This is a genomic window from Streptomyces sp. NPDC102467, from assembly GCF_044765445.1.
Taxonomy (GTDB): Bacteria; Actinomycetota; Actinomycetes; order Streptomycetales; family Streptomycetaceae; genus Streptomyces.
In genome coordinates, this window is the sequence record NZ_JBIWKA010000016.1 from 185,758 (window position 1) to 203,759 (window position 18,002).

Genomic DNA, 18,002 nt, shown 5'->3' on the forward strand with positions numbered 1-18,002 from the left:
TCCGGCAAGGTCAGTTGGTCGGCATCCCGCTGGGCAGACCCGTCGGCAGGCCCGTGGGCAGCTTGCCGTCCGCCGACTTGGTGAAGGTGTCGGCCGCCCCGGCGCCCCAGGACACCTTCATGGTCTTGCCGTCGTTGGACTCGACCGACCCGGCGGTCCGGTCGTTGTTCCCGTCGGCACACTTCAGGTCCAGCGTCGGCTTGCCCGACTCCGTCACGGTGCCGGTGCACAGATGCCCGTCACCGGTGCTCAGTGAGGCCTGCTTGCCGCCGACCACGAGGACGACGGCCTGCCCGTCGGTGGTGGCGCTCCAGATGCCCTCGGTGTCCTTCGCGGACCCGGCCGAACCGGACGACGCCCCGCCGTCCGTCGCCGCCGAGGACGACGAGCTGTCCGACGCCTGGTCCGCGCCCTTGTCCTTGCCGCTGTCGTCACTGCTGCAGCCGGTCACGACCAGCGCCGCCGCCACGGCCGCGGCGCCCGCGATGCCCCGTACGGTCCTGATGCGCACAACTTCCCCCTACATCACTGCTGTTGTCCCAAGCTGCTGTCGGCCTGGGTCGCCGCAGAAGTTACCAGTCGTCACCCCTTCCGGCGGGGGTGACGCATCTCTCAGCCCACAGTCGCCCTCTACTATTGAAAATGACTGCCATTTTCATATACTCGGTCACATGGCACGCAACGAACTCCGCCCAGTGATCAGGCTCAGGTCCACCGCGGGGACCGGCTACACGTACGTGACCCGCAAGAACCGCCGCAATGACCCCGACCGCGTGACCCTGCGCAAGTACGACCCCGTCGCCGGCCGGCACACCGACTTCCGAGAGGAACGCTGACCATGAACAACGCCATCCACCCCGCCTACGCCCCGGTCGTGTTCCGCGACCGCGCCGCGAACCACGCCTTCCTCACCCGCTCCACCATGACGAGCGAGCGGACGATCGAGTGGGCGGACGGGAACACGTATCCCGTGGTCGACGTCGAGATCTCCAACGTCAGCCACCCCTTCTACACCGGCAACCAGCGGGTCCTGGACACCGCGGGCCGCGTGGAGCGCTTCGAGCGCCGCTACGCGCAACGGCCCGGCCGATAGGCCGAGCCGCCAGGAGGAAGAGTCATCAGGCCCTAGAAGGGGAACTGGCTCCGCCCGTGCTGCACCGAGATCCACTTCTGGGTCGTGAAGGACTCGACCGTCGCCTCGCCGTTGAGTCGGCCGAGCCCCGACCGCTTCTCCCCGCCGAAGGCGACGAGCGGCTCGTCGTGCACGGTGCCGTCGTTGACGTGGATCATGCCCGTGTCGATCCGGTGGGCGAACGCCACACCCCGCTCGATGTCGCCGGTGTGCACGGCTCCGCTCAGCCCGTACGGGGTGTCGTTCGCGATCCGCACCGCCTCCTCGTCCCCGTCGAAGGGGATGAGGAGCGCGACGGGCCCGAAGATCTCCTGCCGCAGCACCGGGGAATCGGCGGGCAGCCCGGTCAGCACCACCGGCTCCACCAGATTCCCGTCCACGCCCCCGCGGACCAGCGCCGTCGCGCCCTCCGCGAGCGCCTGCTCGACGACTCCCGTGATCGCGTCCACCTGCGTGGAGTTGATGACCGGGCCGATGACGGTCCCCGGGTCGCGCGGGTCACCCGTCCTGAGCGTCGAGACCTTCGCGACGAACTTCCGCGTGAACTCCTCCTCGATCTTGCGGTCCACGAGGATGCGGTTCGCGGCCATACAGACCTGGCCCTGGTGGACGTACCGGCTGAAGACCGCCGCGTCCACCGCGTAGTCGATGTCGGCGTCGTCGAGCACGGTCAGCGCGCTGTTGCCGCCGAGTTCGAGGATCGCGTGCTTGAACTGCGAGACGCACACCGTCGCGACGTGCTGGCCGACCGTGTCGGAGCCGGTGAAGGAGATGACCTTCGGCACGGGGTGGGTCAGCAGCGCGTCGCCGATCTCGGCGATGTCCGTGATGACGACGTTCAGCAGCCCCGGCGGCAGCCCCGCGTCCTCGAAGATCTTCGCGACCAGTGAGCCGCCGACGATCGGCGTGTTCTGGTGCGGCTTCAGCACGACGCCGTTGCCGAGGGCCAGGGCGGGTGCGACCGACTTGAGCGACAGCAGGAACGGGAAGTTGAACGGCGAGATCACGCCCACCACACCCACCGGCACCCGGTAGAGGCGGTTCTCCTTGCCGTCCACGGGGGAGGGGATGACCCGGCCCTGCGGGCGCAGCGCCAGCTGGATCGACTCGCGCAGGAACTCCTTGGCGAGGTGCAGCTCGAACCCGGCCTTGACCCGGGTGCCGCCGAGCTCGTCGATGATCGCCTCGGCTATCTCGGCCTCGCGCTCCTCGACGAGGCGCAGGGCCCGCTCGAAGACGAGGCGGCGCGTGTACGCGTTGGTCTTCGCCCAGTCCTTCTGCGCCCGCTCGGCCGCCCGGTACGCCTCGTCGATCTCCTCGACCGAGGCGACGGTGATGGAGGCGAGCTTGTCACCGTTGTACGGGTTGAAGTCGATGATGTCCCATGATCCTCGCCCGGGGCGCCACGTGCCGTCGATGTACTGCCGGTCCAGTTCCGTGAAGAAGTCCTGCGAGGACTGGAACGAGGACGGGGACGACGTGGGGGGCTGTGACGTCATGGGGGAGATCCCTTGCTGCAGCGCCGGACACCTGATGTGACGTCATCGTACGGCTGGGATCCGCCAGTTGCAGTCGACTTTCAACCAACTGGTGTTGTATTTAAGCGAATTCGGTCGCGATTCGACGCAGCAGCTCCAGGCTCTGCTTCGGCGAGGGGCACTCCTGCTGCAGCCTGGCCATCGCCTTCTCGTACTGCGCTACGTCCTCGCGCTTGTCCAAGTACAGGGCGCTGGTGAGCTGTTCGAGGAAGACCAGGTCCGAGAGGTCGGACTCGGGGAAGGTGAGGAGGGTGAAGGTGCCGGACTCGCCGGCGTGCCAGCCGTGGCTGAACGGCATGACCTGCAGCGTCACATGCGGGAACTGGGCCACCTCGACCAGATGTTCCAGCTGCCCGCGCATCACCTGGGGCCCGCCGTGCACCCGGCGCAACGCGGCCTCGTCCAGGACGATGCGGACGTCCGGCGCCCGCTCCGCGACCAGCACCTTCTGCCGGGCGAGACGCAGGGCCACCCGCCGGTCGATGTCCTCCCTGGGCGCTCCCCGCATGCCGCGCTCGATCACCGCGTGGGCGTACGCCTCGGTCTGCAACAGGCCGTGCACGAACTGCGCTTCGTACCCGCGGATCAGCGACGCGGCGCCTTCGAGGCCGATGTACGTCTGGAACCAGCCGGGGAGCACATCGGAGTAACTGTGCCACCAGCCCGCGACGTTGGCCTCTTTGACGAGGGAGAGCAGCGCGCCGCGTTCGGCGTCGTCGGTCACCCCGTACAGGGTCAGCAGGTCCTCGACATCTCTCGCCTTGAAGCTCACCCGTCCCAACTCCAAGCGGCTGATCTTGGATTCGGAAGCACGGATCGAGTAGCCGGCGGCCTCTCGTGTGATGCCGCGCGATTCCCTCAGGCGCCTCAGTTGAGAGCCCAACAGGATGCGCCGCACCACCGATCCACCCGGATCCCCAGCGGTCACGTCACTGCCTCCCCATCGCTTCAAGGGCCGAAGTCTGCCATTAAACGCTCCAGCCCGTACTCGTTCGGTTACAGAAACGGAAAGATCACGAAAGACCGGCGCAAGAAGTCGTAGGAAGAAATGAGCAAGAAGTGGTACGGACTGCTCAACTCCGGCGCGTGCACGTGCATCTGCCCTTGCATCCGGTGTACGCATTCGGAACGATGGTCGACACCACCGCTCGCTGTGTACTGCGAATCTGGGGAGTGTCTCGCATGGGGACGAACGGATCGGCCATGCTCGAGCCTTACGATGCGTTAAGGCAGGGCCTGCCTCCACTCGCCCCCTCCGCCGTCTCCAGCGCCGCCTCCTGCGCACTGGCCGCCCGATATGAAGCGGTGCGCTGCGCACGGGAGTTCACCCGCAGAACGATCGCCGACTGGGATGTCCCGGAGCGGTTCGACGACGTCTGTCTGGTGGTCTCGGAGCTGGTCACTAACGCCTTGCGGCACGCACTTCCGGCGGACACGCCGTACGGTCAGGACCCGCCCGTGCGACTGCACTTGATGCGGTGGGCGTCGCGCGTGGTGTGCGCGGTGCGCGACCCCAGCAACGACAGTCCGGTGGCCGGGGAGGCCGAGGACGACTTCTCGGCGGAGTCCGGGCGCGGCCTGTTCCTCGTCGACTCGTTCAGTGACAGCTGGGGCTGGCATCCGCTGGCCGGAACGCTGAGCGGAAAAGTGGTCTGGGCCCTGTTCAGTCTCTGAACACGGCCCCGTCCCGAGGTACGGACGAGTAGGCGTAGTCGGGTCTGAGATCTACGCGCGTCAGTGGCCTTCCGTGACTTCTCCGGGCGGATCGCTGTCAGGCGCCGGATGCCAGGTGGTCGAACTCGCCGTCCTTCACACCGAGCAGCAGGGCCTCGATCTCGGCCGGTGTGTAGACGAGAGCGGGCCCGTCCGGGAAGTTCGAGTTGCGCACGGCCACCTTGCCGCCGGGCAGCTTGGCGAACTCCACACAGGAGCCCTGGGAGTTGCTGTGCCGGCTCTTCTGCCAGACCACTCCGTGCAGCTCCGTGGCCGCCATGCCGTTGTACACGTGGTGCACGGTTCGCTCCCCGGTGATGCCGTAACTGTGAACTGACCCTGCGACAGGTATGAGTGCAAGGACCAAACGTCCCAACTGTGCAGGAGCATAGCTGCGTTCATATGCCCGATGCATGGGCAGATGCACGTGCATGCCCGGTCGCCCACAGTCTCGGCCAGCGCGCGCCTGCCCCGACATCGGCATGGCATGCGAACGGGGCCCGTCCGCCATGATCCTCTCCGGTTGACAAGCAATTCCGGAAGGCGGCCAGGATCTGACCTACATCCCACATACCTTCATCTATGTCGGCACAAGCCGGCGAAGACGCGTCAGGTAGACGCGTCAGGTAGACGCGTCAGGAAGACGTGTCATAGACGAGAGGCGGCCGTCATGGTCATGCACGTGAACCCCGAAGCCCGCGGTGACGAACGCGGAGCGCTGCTCGCCTTCATCGCCGAACAGCGCGGCGGCATCCGCCGGGCCCTGCTCGGCCTCACCGACGAACAGGCCTCCTCCGAGCCGAGCGCCAGCGAACTCTCCCTCGCGGGGCTTCTGAAGCATGTGGCCGAGGTCGAGCAGGGCTGGATCGCGCGGGCGCAGCAGATCGCCCCCGACACCGAGCGCGATGCCGAGACCTGGGGCGACAGTTTCCGCCTGGTCGGCGACGAGTCCGTCAAGGCGGTCCTCGACTACTACGACGACGTCGCCCGCCGCACCGAGGAGTTCTTCCGCGCGGCGCCCAGCCTGGACGACACGTTCCCGCTGCCGGACCAGCCCTGGTTCCACGGCTGCCCCGCGGTCTCGGTGCGCTGGCTCGGGCTGCACCTGATCCGCGAGACGGCCCGGCACGCGGGCCACGCCGACATCATCAGGGAGTCGCTGGACGGCAAGACGGCGTTCGAGCTGGTGGCACTCGCCCAGAGCTGACCGCGCGGAGCTGAGCGCCCGAAGCCGAGCGCCCGGGGCCGACGTCCTACGCTGGCCGCATGTCAGCGATCCGCCTCCTGGTTCTCGGGGCCGTCCGCCAGCACGGCCGCGCGCACGGCTACCAAGTGCGGGGCGACCTGGAGTACTGGGGCGCCCACGAGTGGTCGAACGCCAAGCCGGGCTCGATCTACCACGCTCTCAAGCAGATGGCGAAGCAGGGACTGCTGGTCGCGCACGAGGTCGCCCCGTCCACGGCCGGCGGCCCGCCGCGCACCGAGTACGAGCTCACGGAGCAGGGCACCGAGGAGTACCTGGCCCTGCTCCGCAAGTCCCTGACCGCGTACGACCAGCGGCCCGACGTCCTCACGGCCGCGCTCGGCTTCATGGTGGATCTGCCCCGCGAGGAGGCCGTCGCGCTGCTCGGGGAGCGGGTGCGCCGCATCGAGAAGTGGCGCGGCTCCGTCACCGACTACTACACGCCCGAGGACGGCCCCGGGCAGCTCGGCCACATCGGCGAGATCATGAACTACTGGGTGTTCTCCGCGGACACGGGCGCCGAGTGGACCCGGGGTCTGATCGGCCGCATCGAGGGCGGCGCCTACACCTTCGCGGGCGAGGGCGAGCCGTTCGTGGGCGTACTCGCGGACGGCCAGGAGAACCCGTACGCGCCCAGGCCCTAGTGGTGGAACCCGGTCGCCTCCTCCTTGTTCCGGGTGATGGGATGCGGCTGGCGGCGCAGTTCCGGCAGCAGGCTGATCAGGTCCTCGATCAGCAGCTCCGCGAGATCCTCGGAGAACCCGTTGCGGCACACCACCCGCAGCACCGCCAGATCCTCCCGGTGCGCGGGGAACGTGTACGCCGGGACCAGCCAGCCCCGCTCCCGCAGCCGCCGTGACACGTCGAACACGTCGTACGCCGTCACCTCAGGCACGGTCGTGAACGCGAAGACCGGCAACTCGTCGCCCCGCGTGATGAGCCGGAAGTCGCCGAGCGCCTCGATGCGTTCGGCGAGGCCGCGGGCCACGTCACGGGTCGCCTGCTGGACCGCGCGGTAGCCCTCACGGCCCAGCCGCAGGAACGTGTAGTACTGGGCGACCACCTGGGCGCCGGGGCGCGAGAAGTTGAGCGCGAACGTCGGCATGTCACCGCCCAAGTAGTTGACCCGGAAGACGAGTTCCTCGGGGAGCGCGTCGGCCGTGCGCCACAGGGCCCAGCCGACGCCCGGGTAGACGAGGCCGTACTTGTGGCCCGACGTGTTGATGGACGCCACGCGCGGGAGCCTGAAGTCCCAGACCAGTTCGGGGTCGAGGAAGGGCGCCACCATCGCGCCCGAGGCCCCGTCCACGTGCACCGGGATGTCGAGACCTGTCCGCTCGCGCAGGGCGTCAAGTGCCGTGCACAGCGCGGCGATCGGCTCGTACGACCCGTCGAAGGTGGAGCCGAGGACCCCGACGACACCGATCGTGTTCTCGTCGCACAGCTCGGCCGCGGCCGTCGGGTCGATGTGGAAGCGCTCGCCCTCCATGGGCACGAGCCGCGCCTCCACCTCCCAGAAATTGCAGAACTTCTCCCAGCAGACCTGCACGTTCACACCCATGACGAGATTGGGCCGGGCCTCGCGGGAGGGGTAGCGGTCCGCGTTCTTCTGCGCCCAGCGGCGCTTGAGCGCCATCCCGGCGAGCATGCACGCCTCGCTGGACCCGGTCGTCGAACAGCCCACGGCGGCCGTCGGGTCCGGCGCGTTCCACAGGTCGGCGAGCATCGCCACGCAGCGCTTCTCCAGCTCGGCGGTGCGCGGGTACTCGTCCTTGTCGATCATGTTCTTGTCCCGGCACTCCGCCATCAGGACACCGGCCTGCGGTTCCATCCAGGTCGTGACGAAGGTGGCGAGGTTGAGCCGGGAGTTCCCGTCCAGCATCAGTTCGTCGTGGACGAGTTGGTACGCGGTCATGGGCGCGAGCGGCTTGTCCGGAAGGTGGTGCTTGGGCGGCGCGTCGGCCATTCCGGCCGTCGGATCGGCCTCGCCGTAGAAGGGGTTGACGGAGAGGCGGCGCTCGTCGCGCTTGTCGGACGGGCTCTGATGCAGCGGCGACATGTCGGTAACTCCTCGGTGGGCGGCGGGACATGGCGAGTGGCTCAGTGCAACGGCGTTCCGTCCTCCGAGAGTTGCATCTGTGCCCGTCCCGTCACCAGGAGCCAAGCGGGCAAAGATGCGACGCACATGACGGCGAGGATCGCGGGCGAGGCGACGAGCACGGCGGCCGTGAAGAGGCTCACCCAGCCCTGCCGGGTGATCGCGAGCAGGATGCCGAGAACGCCCGCCGAGATGGCCACCGACACGTTCACGGCCGGCACCAGCGCGTGCGCGCACAGCCCGAACGCGGCACCGATGAACACGGCGGGGAAGATCCGCCCGCCGCGGAACCCGCACGACGCGGCGATCAGCAGCGCGGCCAGCTTCACGACGGTCATCGCGGCGAACTGCCCCGCCGACCAGCCCTCCGGGTCGGCGGCCAGCTCGCCCACCTCGTGCAGCCCCTTGAAGAGGGTCAGATGCCCGCCGAGCGCGCCCAGCAGGCCGAGCGCGAGCCCGCCGAGCGGCAGCGTCAGCATCGGGTGCCGCAGCCGCGCGAAGGCGCCATGGACGTACGGGAACGCGCAGACGGCGACCATGCCGAGCACGGCGGCCGCGCAGGACACGACGATCGCGGCCAGCAGGTCGCCCCAGCCGGGCCGGTCGAGGGGCGGCAGACCCAGGTCGAAGGAGGGGGAGGCGACCAGCGTCGTGGTCAGCGCGCCCGTCGCGGCGGCGAGCAGCGGCCCGAAGAGGTTGTCCCAGAGCGAGCCCTTGATCGGCATCGGCTTGCCGGCCAGTGCCTCGGAGACGACCAGCGCCGCGGCGACCGGCGTGCCGAACAGGGCGCCCAGCGTCGCGGCCGAGGCGAGCGACACCCACAGCGCGCCCGGCGCCTTCGGCAGCACCTTGCGGCCGAGCCAGAACGCCACCGCGACGTTGGTGGCGATGATCGGGTTCTCCGGGCCCAGGCTGGGCCCGCCCGCGAGCATCAGGGCCGCCGCGACGACGAGGCCCGGCAGCACGTACGGCGGCAGCGGCTCCTCACCGCCCAGGCCGAGCGTCGCCGGATCGGGTCCTGCGTGGCCGGGCGCCTTCCACACCACGAGCCCGACCAGGACACCGGTGGCGGTGAGCATGACGATCATCCACAACGACCCGTAGCCGCCGATGCCGAGCGCGTCGGGCAGGTCCGTCCAGAGCACGTCCTGCAGCTTCTCGGCGACCCCGCTCACCGCGAGGAACAGCAGGCTGCATCCGACGCCCACCGCGAGAGCGGGGGCGACGAGGGGCAGCAGGGTGCGAGCGGAGACCGCGGGCTGTGCGGGCGGTGGCGGCGGCGCGACGGCGACTTCATTGCTCACGGCGTCACTTTAATTGGACATTCTGCGCATTACACCCGGAATGGATCATGTGGGCCCGGAAGAAATCGCGGACGACCCGCTTGCACCTCACGCGGCGTGAGGCCCCAGGCTGAACCACGTACGGCAGGCGACGAACGCATCACGCACCCGCATCACGCACCCGCATCACGCACCCGCATCACGCACCCGCATCAGGCATCAGGAGGAGCGGCGCATGAGCTACTCGGTGGGTCAGGTGGCCGGATTCGCCGGCGTCACGGTGCGCACCCTGCACCACTACGACGAGATCGGCCTGCTCACCCCGAGCGAGCGCAGCCACGCGGGCCACCGCCGCTACGGCGAGGCCGACCTGGACCGGCTCCAGCAGATCCTCTTCTACCGGGAACTCGGCTTCCCGCTCGACGAGGTCCAGACCCTGCTCGACGACCCGACGACGGACCCGCGCGTCCACCTGCGGCGACAGCACGAGGTGCTCCTCGCCCGCATCGAGAGACTGCAGAAGATGGCCGAGGCCGTCGAACACGCCATGGAGGCACAGAAGATGGGAATCCAGCTCACTCCGGAAGAACGGTTCGAGGTCTTCGGCGACAAGGACCCCGAGCAGTACGCGGAGGAGGCCGAGCGGCGCTGGGGCGCCACGGAGACGTACGCCGAGTCGCAGCGGCGGGCCGCGACCTATACGAAAGCCGACTGGAAGCGGCTGCAAGCCGAGGTCGACGACTGGAGCGCGCGCTACGCGGCCCTCGTCACGGCCGGCGAGGACGCGACGGGCGGACCCGCCATGGACCTGGCCGAGGAGCACCGCGCGCACATCGCGCGCTGGTTCTACGAGTGCCCGTACGCGATGCACGTCTGTCTCGGCGACATGTATGTGGCCGACGAGCGCTTCAAGGCGTTCTACGACTCCATGGGCGAGGGCGTCGCCGAGCACCTGCGTGACGCGATCCACGCGAACGCGGCCCGGCACGCCGTGTGACGCCTGCGCATACCGACAGGTTTGCCACAGTTGACGCACAGTGCATCCTGAGAGGGCCAGTGGAACCTGGCAAGGACGATCGGCGTTGATAACTTTGCAGCGCCATTGCCTTGGCGGACCTTGTTCTGTTCTGTGTTCTGTTCTGTTTCTCAAGCCCCTCAGGAGCCCGGACCCGTGACGCCCGTGACGACGCTTGCTCTCGGACCCAGCTGGCTCGACCCCGACCACCTGCTGAACACGTTCGGTATCTGGGGTCTGCTGCTGATCGTGTTCGCCGAGTCGGGCCTGCTGATCGGCTTCTTCCTGCCGGGCGACTCGCTGCTGTTCACCTGCGGCCTGCTGATCACCGCCGGCACCCTGGACTTCCCCCTGTGGGCGGCGGTCGCACTGATCTGCGTCGCAGCGGTCCTCGGCGACCAGGCGGGCTACCTCTTCGGCAAGAAGGTCGGCCCGTCGCTGTTCCGGCGCCCGGACTCCAAGCTCTTCAAGCAGGAGAACGTGCAGAAGGCGCACGAGTTCTTCGAGAAGTACGGCCCCAAGTCGCTGGTCCTGGCCCGCTTCGTGCCGATCGTCCGCACGTTCACGCCGATCATCGCGGGCGTCTCCGGCATGAAGTACCGCTCGTTCATCACGTTCAACGTGATCGGCGGCGTCCTGTGGGGCGCGGGCGTGACGCTGCTCGGCTCCTGGCTGGGCAACATCGAGTTCGTCCACAAGAACATCGAGGCGATCCTGATCCTGATCGTCCTGGTCTCGGTCGTACCGATCGCGATCGAGTTCCTGCGGGCGCGCGGCAAGGCGAAGAAGGCGGCGGCACGGGCGGAGCCGGGTGCCACGGACGCCGGGCAGACCGCGGCCCAGCGCGGCCGGCACGCGAAGCGCTGAACTCCGGGCGTCGGGGCCCTAGAAGCCCCGCGTTAGAAGCCCCGCGTCCGCTTCGCCGCCCGGCGGTTCGCGGCGCCGGGCGAGCGGATGAAGAGCCGGGAGATCTCGCCACCCAGGTTCACCCCGATCGCGATGGCCATGGCCAGCGCGGCCGCTTTGGAGAGTGAGACGAGCCCGTCGTTCACATTGCTCTGGGCGATCCCGAGCAGCCCGAAATACGTCGCCGAACCGGGTAGCAGCGGCCCGATCGCGGCCGTGACGTACGGCAGGGCCGACGCGAACCGGTACCGCGAGAACAGCTGCCCGAAGAGACCGACGAGCCCGGCCGCCGCCGCGGTGGAGGCGACCGGCGAGATGTCGCCCGCGTCGTGCATCGCCCCGTAGACGATCCACGCCACACCCCCGTTGAGCGTCACGGCGAGCACCGTCGAGCGTTCCTGCTGCAACAGCACGGCGAACGCCAGCGACAGCGCCATCGACGCGGCGATCTGCCAGTACGGCCGCGGGTGGGGCGTCAGCGCCGCCTCGGGGTTGAGCTGCGCGTGCAGCTGCACACCGACGTACAGCATGATCAGCACGCCGATGACGATGCCCACGAAGAAGTACATGACTTCCAGGAGCCGCGCCGAGGCCGTGATGTAGAAGCCGGTCAGCCCGTCCTGCACGCCCGCCACGAGCGCCCGCCCCGGCAGCAGGGCGAACAGTCCACCGGTGATCACCGCGGACGCCTTCACGTCCACATCGGCGAGCGTGAGCAGCAGACCGATCGCGGCGGGCGGCATCGCGGCCACCGTGAACTGGTAGAACTCCGGGAATCCGCGCCCCGCGCACAGCCACGCGAGCCGGTCGCCGAGCATCGCGCCGAGGGCCGCCGCGACGAACACCAGGAGATCACCGCCGACGAGGATCGAGGCGGAGCCGGCCAGGAGACCGTTCGCCCCGGTGAGCGCCCAGCCGGGGTAGGGGTGCCGGTTGCGTCGGATCTCCGCGAGCCGCCGGTACGCCTCCTCCAGCGTGACGTCGACCTCGTCGTCGTCGTCGCTGATGTCGTCGACGAGCCGGAACACCGCTGCTAGCCGGTTGTAGTCGGTGCCGCGGCGGCGCACGGTGCGCGACGCCGTCACCGGGTCGTCGACCAGCGACGGCTGGAAGGTGACCGAGAGCAGCGTGAACGTCACCGTCGGCTCGCACCGGTCGAGCCCGTAGGACCGGCACACGGCGAACATCGCCGCCTCCACGTCCTCGGCGCCCTCACCACCGGCGAGCAGCAGCTCCCCGATACGCAGCGTCAGGTCGAGCACGCGCGGCACGGCGGGCCCGGTCTCGTCCTGCTTCTGCGCCGGTTCGGGCGAGGGCCGCTCGGCGACCGGCATCCGCAGCATCGTGCGCATCCGGTCCTGCCAGGGCGCCTCCTTGGTCAGCTTGACCATGGGGATGCCGTGCGCCGGGGTGAAAGCGACCGGCGACTGCCGGGTCTGGTAGGTCCTCGGCGGCGTGAACGCGGACCCTTCCGCGTCGGCCACGTCGGTCGCCTGCACGCTCATCCCGTCGGGAAGCGCGAACTCCGAGGTGACCGAGGACTCCTCCTCCACCACCGGAGCCGACGACACCACCCCGATGGGCTGCGTGAACTGGCTGCGGGCCTCGTCGGACTGCGGTTTGCGGTCCTCCGGGGCCTCGGACTCCCGCTCCGTCACGTGTGTGGCACCTCTGTGGTTCCTCGCCCTTCTGCACGCCTACGTATGTCGTCTGCCTCCCCCACGCCTCAGTATGCGCACGAATACGCAAACGGGCCGCACGACCCCGGCAGGGATCGGGCGGCCCGTCAGTGAACGATTCGGTCAGTGACCGCCGTGGTCCTGAGCGCGCTTGTAGGAACGCTCGATCTCGGCCTCGGCCTCGACACGCCCCACCCAGTCGGCGCCCTCGACGGACTTGCCGGGCTCCAGGTCCTTGTAGACCTCGAAGAAGTGCTGGATCTCCAGGCGGTCGAACTCGGAGACGTGGTGGATGTCGCGCAGGTGCTCCATCCGCGGGTCCGTCGCCGGGACGCACAGCAGCTTGTCGTCGCCGCCGGCCTCGTCCGTCATACGGAACATGCCGATGGCGCGGCACTTGATGAGGCAGCCGGGGAAGGTCGGCTCGTCCAGGATGACCAGGGCGTCCAGCGGGTCGCCGTCCTCGCCGAGGGTGTTCTCGACGAAGCCGTAGTCCGTCGGGTAGGCGGTCGAGGTGAACAGACGACGGTCCAGACGGATCCGACCGGACTCGTGGTCGACCTCGTACTTGTTCCGCGATCCCTTCGGAATCTCGATCGTGACGTCGAACTCCACCGGTGGCTCCTCCATGATCAACACATACGACTGGTGGTTAAGTGTCCCTCACGCAGGTGTGTGATCGCGAAAGGGGCTGGTCCGCGGTGCCGGAGCCGAAGACTTCGCAGCTCTTGACGAGCGCGGCGAAGACCGCTGCCACGTGGGTTGCGAAAAGCAGGACCAAGCACGTCACGGCGGGCGCGACGGCGGTGGGCCTTGCCCTCGCGGCCGTCGTGGTGGCCACGACCGGTCCCTGGGACGCTTCGGGTCAGCGTAAGGCCGAGGCGCACCGGGCGGCCCACCAGGACGCCGGGGGTGGCGCAGATCACGGCGACGCTCCGGGCGCACCGGCCGCCGCGCCCAGCGCTGCCGCGGTGCTGGCCGCACCCGGTGCGTCGGTGCCGGGACCGACGCGGCGCGCGCTGGCCGACGTACTCGACCCCCTCCTGAAGGACCCCTCGCTGGGGACGCACCGCACGGCCGCGGTCGTCGACGCCGTCACCGGAAAGACGCTCTACGGGAAGTCCGCGGGGGACGCCCTCACCCCGGCGTCCACCACCAAGCTGGCCACGGCCGTCGCGGCCCTGTCGGCGGCGGGCCCCGAGCACCGCATCGCGACCCGTACGGTCCTGGAGAAGGACTCCGGGGAACTCGTCCTGGTGGGCGGCGGCGACCCGACCCTGACGGCCCATGAGAAGAATCCTTACGGCGCCGCCAGCCTGCGCACTCTCGCGGAGAAGACGGCCGTTTCTCTCAAGAAGAGCGGCACCACCGAAGTCACCCTCACGTACGACACCTCGCTGTACTCCGGGCCCGCCACGCACCCCATCGGCCCGAACGAGAACCTCGCCCAGGTCACCGCGCTGATGGCCGACGAGGGCCGCACCGACGACTCCAACAGCGGCACGGCCACGCGCGCGGGGGACCCGGCGGCGTCGGCGGCACAGAAGTTCGCGGACCTCCTGCACGACCGCGGCATCAGGACCAAGGGCGGCGCCCCCGGCCCGAGCAAGGCGTCCGGCCGGGCCGAGGACGTCGCGAAGGTCGAGTCGCCGCCGCTCTCCGCCCTGGTCGAGCGCATGCTGACGCACAGCGACAACGACATCGCCGAGGCCCTCGCCCGGCAGGCCGCCGTCGCCGCCGACGAGAGCCACGACTTCGACGGCGCGGGCAGGGCCGTCAAAAAGCAGCTGGACACCCTCGGACTCCCGCTCACCGGGGCCCACTTCTCCGACGGCAGCGGCCTCGACCGCACCGACAAGGTCTCCGCCCAGCTGCTCACCGGGCTGCTCGCCAAGGCCGCCGAGCCCGGACACCCCGAACTGCGGTCCGTCCTCACCGGCCTGCCCGTCGCCGGCTTCACCGGCACCCTCAGCAGCCGCTACGAGGACCCGGCCGACGCCTCGGGCACCGGCCTCGTCCGCGCCAAGACCGGCACCCTCACCGGCGTGAACACCCTCGCCGGCACGGTCGTCGACGCCGACGGACGGCTCCTCGTCTTCGCGTTCATGACGCAGGGCGCCCCCGGCCCCCAATCGGCCCAGGCAGGCCTCGACCGCCTCGCCTCGTCCGTCGCCAACTGCGGCTGCCGCTGAGCCGGCGCGTCCCCTAGGGGACAACGAGGCCTAAGTGGGGACCCGGTACGGGTCCAAGTCTCTCCACGCACGGAAGGGGTCACGTACCGTTGACGCATGACGAGCATCGGCGGTGCTGCTTCTTCAGGGATGGTCGACTGGAATCTCGCGGTGGCGACCGCGACCCGACTCGTACGACCCGGCCCAGAGGTCAGCCGTGACGAGGCGCGTGCCATCGTCGCGGAGCTGCGCCGGCACGCCAAGGCCTCCGAGGAGCACGTACGCGCGTACACGCGCATGGCCACGGACGACGCACACGACACCCCCGTCCTCGTCGTGGACCGGCCCGGCTGGGTGAAGGCCAACGTCGAGGGCTTCCGCGAGATCCTCAAGCCCCTGCTCGACAAGATGCAGGAACGCCGGACGGGCCCGGGCGGCGCCGTGCTCGGCGCGGTCGGCGGCAAGGTGACGGGCGTCGAGCTCGGCATGCTCCTGTCGTTCATGTCCTCCCGCGTCCTCGGCCAGTACGAGACCTTCGCCCCCGCCACCCGCGACCTCCCGGCCGCGCCGAACGGCGGCGGCCGCCTCCTCCTCGTCGCGCCGAACATCGTGCACGTAGAGCGCGAACTCGACGTGGACCCGCACGACTTCAGGCTCTGGGTCTGCCTCCACGAGGAGACGCACCGCACCCAGTTCACGGCCGTGCCCTGGCTGCGCGACCACCTGGAGGGCGAGATCCAGTCGTTCCTCGCCGAGACCGAGGTCGACCCGACGACGTTCCTGGAGCGGATCAGGGAAGCCGCCCAGTCGCTGGCGGGCGGGCGCCCCGAAGGCGAGGAGGACGACGGCGGACGCTCCCTCGTGGAGCTCGTCCAGTCCCCGGCCCAGCGCGAGATCCTGGCCCGCCTCACCGCCGTCATGTCCCTGCTCGAAGGGCACGCGGACTTCGTGATGGACGGCGTCGGCCCCGCGGTCGTGCCGACGGTGGGGGAGATCCGCGAGAAGTTCCAGCAGCGCAGGCAGAAGGGCGCCTCCCGGCTCGACATGGCGCTGCGCAAGCTCCTCGGCCTCGACGCCAAGCTGCGCCAGTACCGCGACGGCGAGCGATTCGTGCGCGCGGTCGTCGACGAGGTCGGCATGGACGGCTTCAACCGGATCTGGACCTCGCCCAACACGCTGCCGACCAAGGCGGAGATCGCCAAACCCGCGGACTGGGTCGCGCGGGTGCACAACAAGACGGACGGCGCTCACGACGCCCCGTAGACCGCGCCCACAATCACTCAGGATCACCCATCCGAGGGACCGTAGGCCGTGGGTAGGCGTGCAATGCTCAGGGAATGGCTCGGCTCTGTCACCATCGACACACTCTGCGTGACCGAAGTCGCCGGATCACCGTTGAGCGACTGAGCCATTTCAATTTCTGGCGCCCACCCCCCTAGACAACGGAATGAAGGGAACCGGACATGGGTCCCCATCCTGCGGTCGCGGCGATACGCCTGGCGGTCCGCCGCGTCCTCCACGACATCCTCAGCGCACCATCCAAGCCCCCCTCCGGCGGACAGCCGCTCGTGCTGGTCGCCTGCTCGGGCGGCGCCGATTCCATGGCGCTCGCCTCGGCCCTCGCCTTCGAAGCGCCCAAACTCGGCATCCGCGCCGGTGGCATCACCGTCGACCACGGTCTGCAGCCCGGCTCCGACACCCGGGCCGAGGATGTCGTCCTGCGGCTGACCGCCCTTGGCCTGAGCCCCGTCGAATCCATCGCCGTCCGGGTCGGCCGCGAAGGCGGCCCCGAAGCCGCCGCCCGCGACGCCCGGTACGGGGCCCTCGACGCCGCCGCGGAGCGCCACGGCGCCGCCGGCGTCCTGCTCGGCCACACCCGCGACGACCAGGCCGAAACCGTCCTGCTGGGCCTCGCCCGCGGCTCCGGTATCCGCTCGCTGTCCGGCATGGCGCCTGTCTCCGGGGGACCGGGGGCCACTGACCGCTACCGCCGCCCCTTCCTCCGGCTCGACCGGCAGACCGCCCGCAAAGCCTGCCTCGTGCAGCATCTGCCCGTGTGGGACGACCCGCACAACACCGATCCCGCCTATACGAGATCGCGGCTCCGCCACGAAGGGCTGCCCGCCTTGGAGAAGGCGCTCGGCAAGGGCGTCGTCGAGGCCCTCGCCCGCACGGCCCAGCTCTCCCGGGACGACGCCGACGCCCTGGACACCTGGGCCCAGCAGGCGGCCGTCTCCGTACGGGACGCGACCGGACTCCTGGAGTGCGCCAAGCTCTACGCGCTGCCGCCCGCCGTGCGCCGCCGGATCCTGCGCAAGGCCGCGATCGAGGCAGGCGCACCGGCCGGCGCGCTCTTCGCCCGTCACATCGAAGAGGTGGACCGCCTGATCACCGGTTGGCGCGGCCAGGGGGAGATCAACCTCCCGGGCAAAGTCGTCGCCCAGCGGCAGGGTGGCAGACTGGTGATCCGGCAAGGCTGACGAGGGACCACGATCTCAGTGGGCTCCGGGTGGCCGGTGGGACGACCGAAAGTGATGCGGGTGGACGCGAAAGACATGGGCACCGACCTTCAGTCGGTGCTCATCACCAAGGAAGAGATCGACGCGAAGCTGGCTGAGCTGGCCGCGAAGGTCGACGCGGAGTACGCGGGCAAGGACGTACTGATCGTCGGAGTCCTCAAGGGCGCCGTCATGGTCATGGCGGACCTGGCACGTGCCCTGTCCACCCCCGTCACGATGGACTGGATGGCGGTGTCCTCGTACGGCGCGGGCACCCAGTCGTCCGGCGTCGTGCGGATCCTCAAGGACCTCGACACCGACATCAAGGGCAAGCACGTCCTGATCGTCGAGGACATCATCGACTCCGGCCTGACGCTCTCCTGGCTGCTCACGAACCTCGGTTCGCGCGAGCCCGCCTCCCTCGAGGTGTGCACGCTGCTGCGCAAGCCGGAAGCGGCCAAGGTCGACATCGACGTGAAGTGGGTCGGCTTCGATATCCCGAACGAGTTCGTGGTCGGGTACGGCCTGGACTACGCGGAGAAGTACCGGAACCTGCCGTTCGTCGGCACGCTCGCGCCGCACGTGTACGGCGGCTGAGCACGCGCCGGGCGGCCGGGAACCCTCAAGGGGCCCCCGCCGTTGGAGCATGCGAAGGCACGTTTGTCGGTCCTCCCCTGCGGCGTCGGGTGACAATGCTGGGGTACCGTCCGAAGAACAGTTCTTCAA

Annotated in this window: 18 protein-coding genes and 1 pseudogene; 11 read left to right on the forward strand and 8 right to left on the reverse strand. The window is 69.5% G+C overall.

The window, feature by feature from the left end:
* Window positions 1-10: 10 nt before the first annotated feature.
* Window positions 11-511 (reverse strand): hypothetical protein, encoded by a 501-nt coding sequence (locus ACIREE_RS31280; protein ID WP_404159550.1) that lies wholly within the window; start codon window positions 509-511, stop codon window positions 11-13.
* A gap of 160 nt (window positions 512-671) precedes the next feature.
* On the opposite strand from ACIREE_RS31280, the gene rpmG reads away from it, so the two are divergent.
* Window positions 672-836 carry a 50S ribosomal protein L33 gene (rpmG, locus tag ACIREE_RS31285; RefSeq protein ID WP_404159553.1) on the forward strand — a complete coding sequence of 55 codons (165 nt, stop codon included), beginning with the start codon at window positions 672-674 and terminating at the stop codon, window positions 834-836.
* 2 nt (window positions 837-838) lie between these two features.
* Window positions 839-1,093, forward strand: coding sequence for a type B 50S ribosomal protein L31 (locus tag ACIREE_RS31290; protein ID WP_404159555.1), 255 nt, complete (start codon window positions 839-841; stop codon window positions 1,091-1,093).
* Between the two features lie 32 nt (window positions 1,094-1,125).
* Here ACIREE_RS31290 and ACIREE_RS31295 read toward each other — a convergent pair whose 3' ends face one another.
* Together ACIREE_RS31295 and ACIREE_RS31300 are read right to left on the reverse strand one after the other, a co-directional pair.
* The gene (locus tag ACIREE_RS31295; protein WP_404159558.1) at window positions 1,126-2,631 is read right to left on the reverse strand and encodes an aldehyde dehydrogenase family protein; all 1,506 of its coding nucleotides are present in this window, start codon (window positions 2,629-2,631) and stop codon (window positions 1,126-1,128) included.
* A gap of 100 nt (window positions 2,632-2,731) precedes the next feature.
* Entirely contained in the window at window positions 2,732-3,598 is an 867-nt protein-coding gene (locus ACIREE_RS31300) for a helix-turn-helix domain-containing protein (RefSeq protein ID WP_404159561.1), read from the reverse strand.
* 254 nt (window positions 3,599-3,852) lie between these two features.
* On the opposite strand from ACIREE_RS31300, the gene ACIREE_RS31305 reads away from it, so the two are divergent.
* Entirely contained in the window at window positions 3,853-4,344 is a 492-nt protein-coding gene (locus ACIREE_RS31305) for an ATP-binding protein (protein ID WP_404159564.1), read from the forward strand.
* 97 nt (window positions 4,345-4,441) lie between these two features.
* Here ACIREE_RS31305 and ACIREE_RS31310 read toward each other — a convergent pair whose 3' ends face one another.
* The gene (locus tag ACIREE_RS31310) at window positions 4,442-4,684 is read right to left on the reverse strand and encodes a DUF397 domain-containing protein (RefSeq protein WP_404159566.1); all 243 of its coding nucleotides are present in this window, start codon (window positions 4,682-4,684) and stop codon (window positions 4,442-4,444) included.
* 369 nt (window positions 4,685-5,053) lie between these two features.
* On the opposite strand from ACIREE_RS31310, the gene ACIREE_RS31315 reads away from it, so the two are divergent.
* Together ACIREE_RS31315 and ACIREE_RS31320 are read left to right on the forward strand one after the other, a co-directional pair.
* On the forward strand, window positions 5,054-5,590 hold the full coding sequence (locus ACIREE_RS31315) for a DinB family protein (protein WP_404159569.1): 537 nt from the start codon (window positions 5,054-5,056) through the stop codon (window positions 5,588-5,590).
* Between the two features lie 59 nt (window positions 5,591-5,649).
* Entirely contained in the window at window positions 5,650-6,270 is a 621-nt protein-coding gene (locus ACIREE_RS31320; RefSeq protein ID WP_404159572.1) for a PadR family transcriptional regulator, read from the forward strand.
* Here ACIREE_RS31320 and ACIREE_RS31325 read toward each other — a convergent pair.
* Window positions 6,267-7,685 carry a glutamate decarboxylase gene (locus ACIREE_RS31325; RefSeq protein WP_404159574.1) on the reverse strand — a complete coding sequence of 473 codons (1,419 nt, stop codon included), beginning with the start codon at window positions 7,683-7,685 and terminating at the stop codon, window positions 6,267-6,269. The two genes, ACIREE_RS31320 and ACIREE_RS31325, sit on opposite strands and share 4 nt — an antisense overlap.
* 41 nt (window positions 7,686-7,726) lie before the next feature.
* Window positions 7,727-9,028: an ion channel protein gene (locus ACIREE_RS31330; RefSeq protein WP_404159577.1), complete on the reverse strand. Its 1,302-nt coding sequence runs from the start codon at window positions 9,026-9,028 to the stop codon at window positions 7,727-7,729.
* 214 nt (window positions 9,029-9,242) lie between these two features.
* On the opposite strand from ACIREE_RS31330, the gene ACIREE_RS31335 reads away from it, so the two are divergent.
* Both ACIREE_RS31335 and ACIREE_RS31340 read left to right on the forward strand, forming a co-directional pair.
* On the forward strand, window positions 9,243-10,004 hold the full coding sequence (locus ACIREE_RS31335) for a MerR family transcriptional regulator (RefSeq protein WP_404159580.1): 762 nt from the start codon (window positions 9,243-9,245) through the stop codon (window positions 10,002-10,004).
* 183 nt (window positions 10,005-10,187) lie between these two features.
* A pseudogene (locus ACIREE_RS31340) lies at window positions 10,188-10,853 on the forward strand (DedA family protein); the annotation flags it as partial.
* Between the two features lie 68 nt (window positions 10,854-10,921).
* On the opposite strand, the gene ACIREE_RS31345 reads toward ACIREE_RS31340, so the two are convergent.
* Entirely contained in the window at window positions 10,922-12,586 is a 1,665-nt protein-coding gene (locus ACIREE_RS31345; RefSeq protein WP_404159583.1) for a threonine/serine exporter ThrE family protein, read from the reverse strand.
* Window positions 12,587-12,730: 144 nt separating this feature from the next.
* Entirely contained in the window at window positions 12,731-13,222 is a 492-nt protein-coding gene (locus tag ACIREE_RS31350) for an inorganic diphosphatase (RefSeq protein WP_363192606.1), read from the reverse strand.
* 86 nt (window positions 13,223-13,308) lie between these two features.
* On the opposite strand from ACIREE_RS31350, the gene dacB reads away from it, so the two are divergent.
* The 4 genes from dacB to hpt all read left to right on the forward strand — a co-directional run bounded on the left by dacB (window position 13,309) and on the right by hpt (window position 17,873).
* Entirely contained in the window at window positions 13,309-14,799 is a 1,491-nt protein-coding gene (gene dacB / locus ACIREE_RS31355) for a D-alanyl-D-alanine carboxypeptidase/D-alanyl-D-alanine-endopeptidase (RefSeq protein WP_404159585.1), read from the forward strand.
* A 96-nt stretch (window positions 14,800-14,895) separates the two neighbouring features.
* The gene (locus ACIREE_RS31360; RefSeq protein ID WP_404159588.1) at window positions 14,896-16,041 is read left to right on the forward strand and encodes a zinc-dependent metalloprotease; all 1,146 of its coding nucleotides are present in this window, start codon (window positions 14,896-14,898) and stop codon (window positions 16,039-16,041) included.
* 200 nt (window positions 16,042-16,241) lie between these two features.
* Window positions 16,242-17,258, forward strand: a complete 1,017-nt coding sequence (gene tilS, locus ACIREE_RS31365) for a tRNA lysidine(34) synthetase TilS (RefSeq protein ID WP_404159591.1) — start codon at window positions 16,242-16,244, stop codon at window positions 17,256-17,258.
* Window positions 17,259-17,312: 54 nt separating this feature from the next.
* The gene (gene hpt / locus ACIREE_RS31370; protein WP_404159783.1) at window positions 17,313-17,873 is read left to right on the forward strand and encodes a hypoxanthine phosphoribosyltransferase; all 561 of its coding nucleotides are present in this window, start codon (window positions 17,313-17,315) and stop codon (window positions 17,871-17,873) included.
* The last annotated feature ends 129 nt before the right edge of the window (window positions 17,874-18,002 follow it).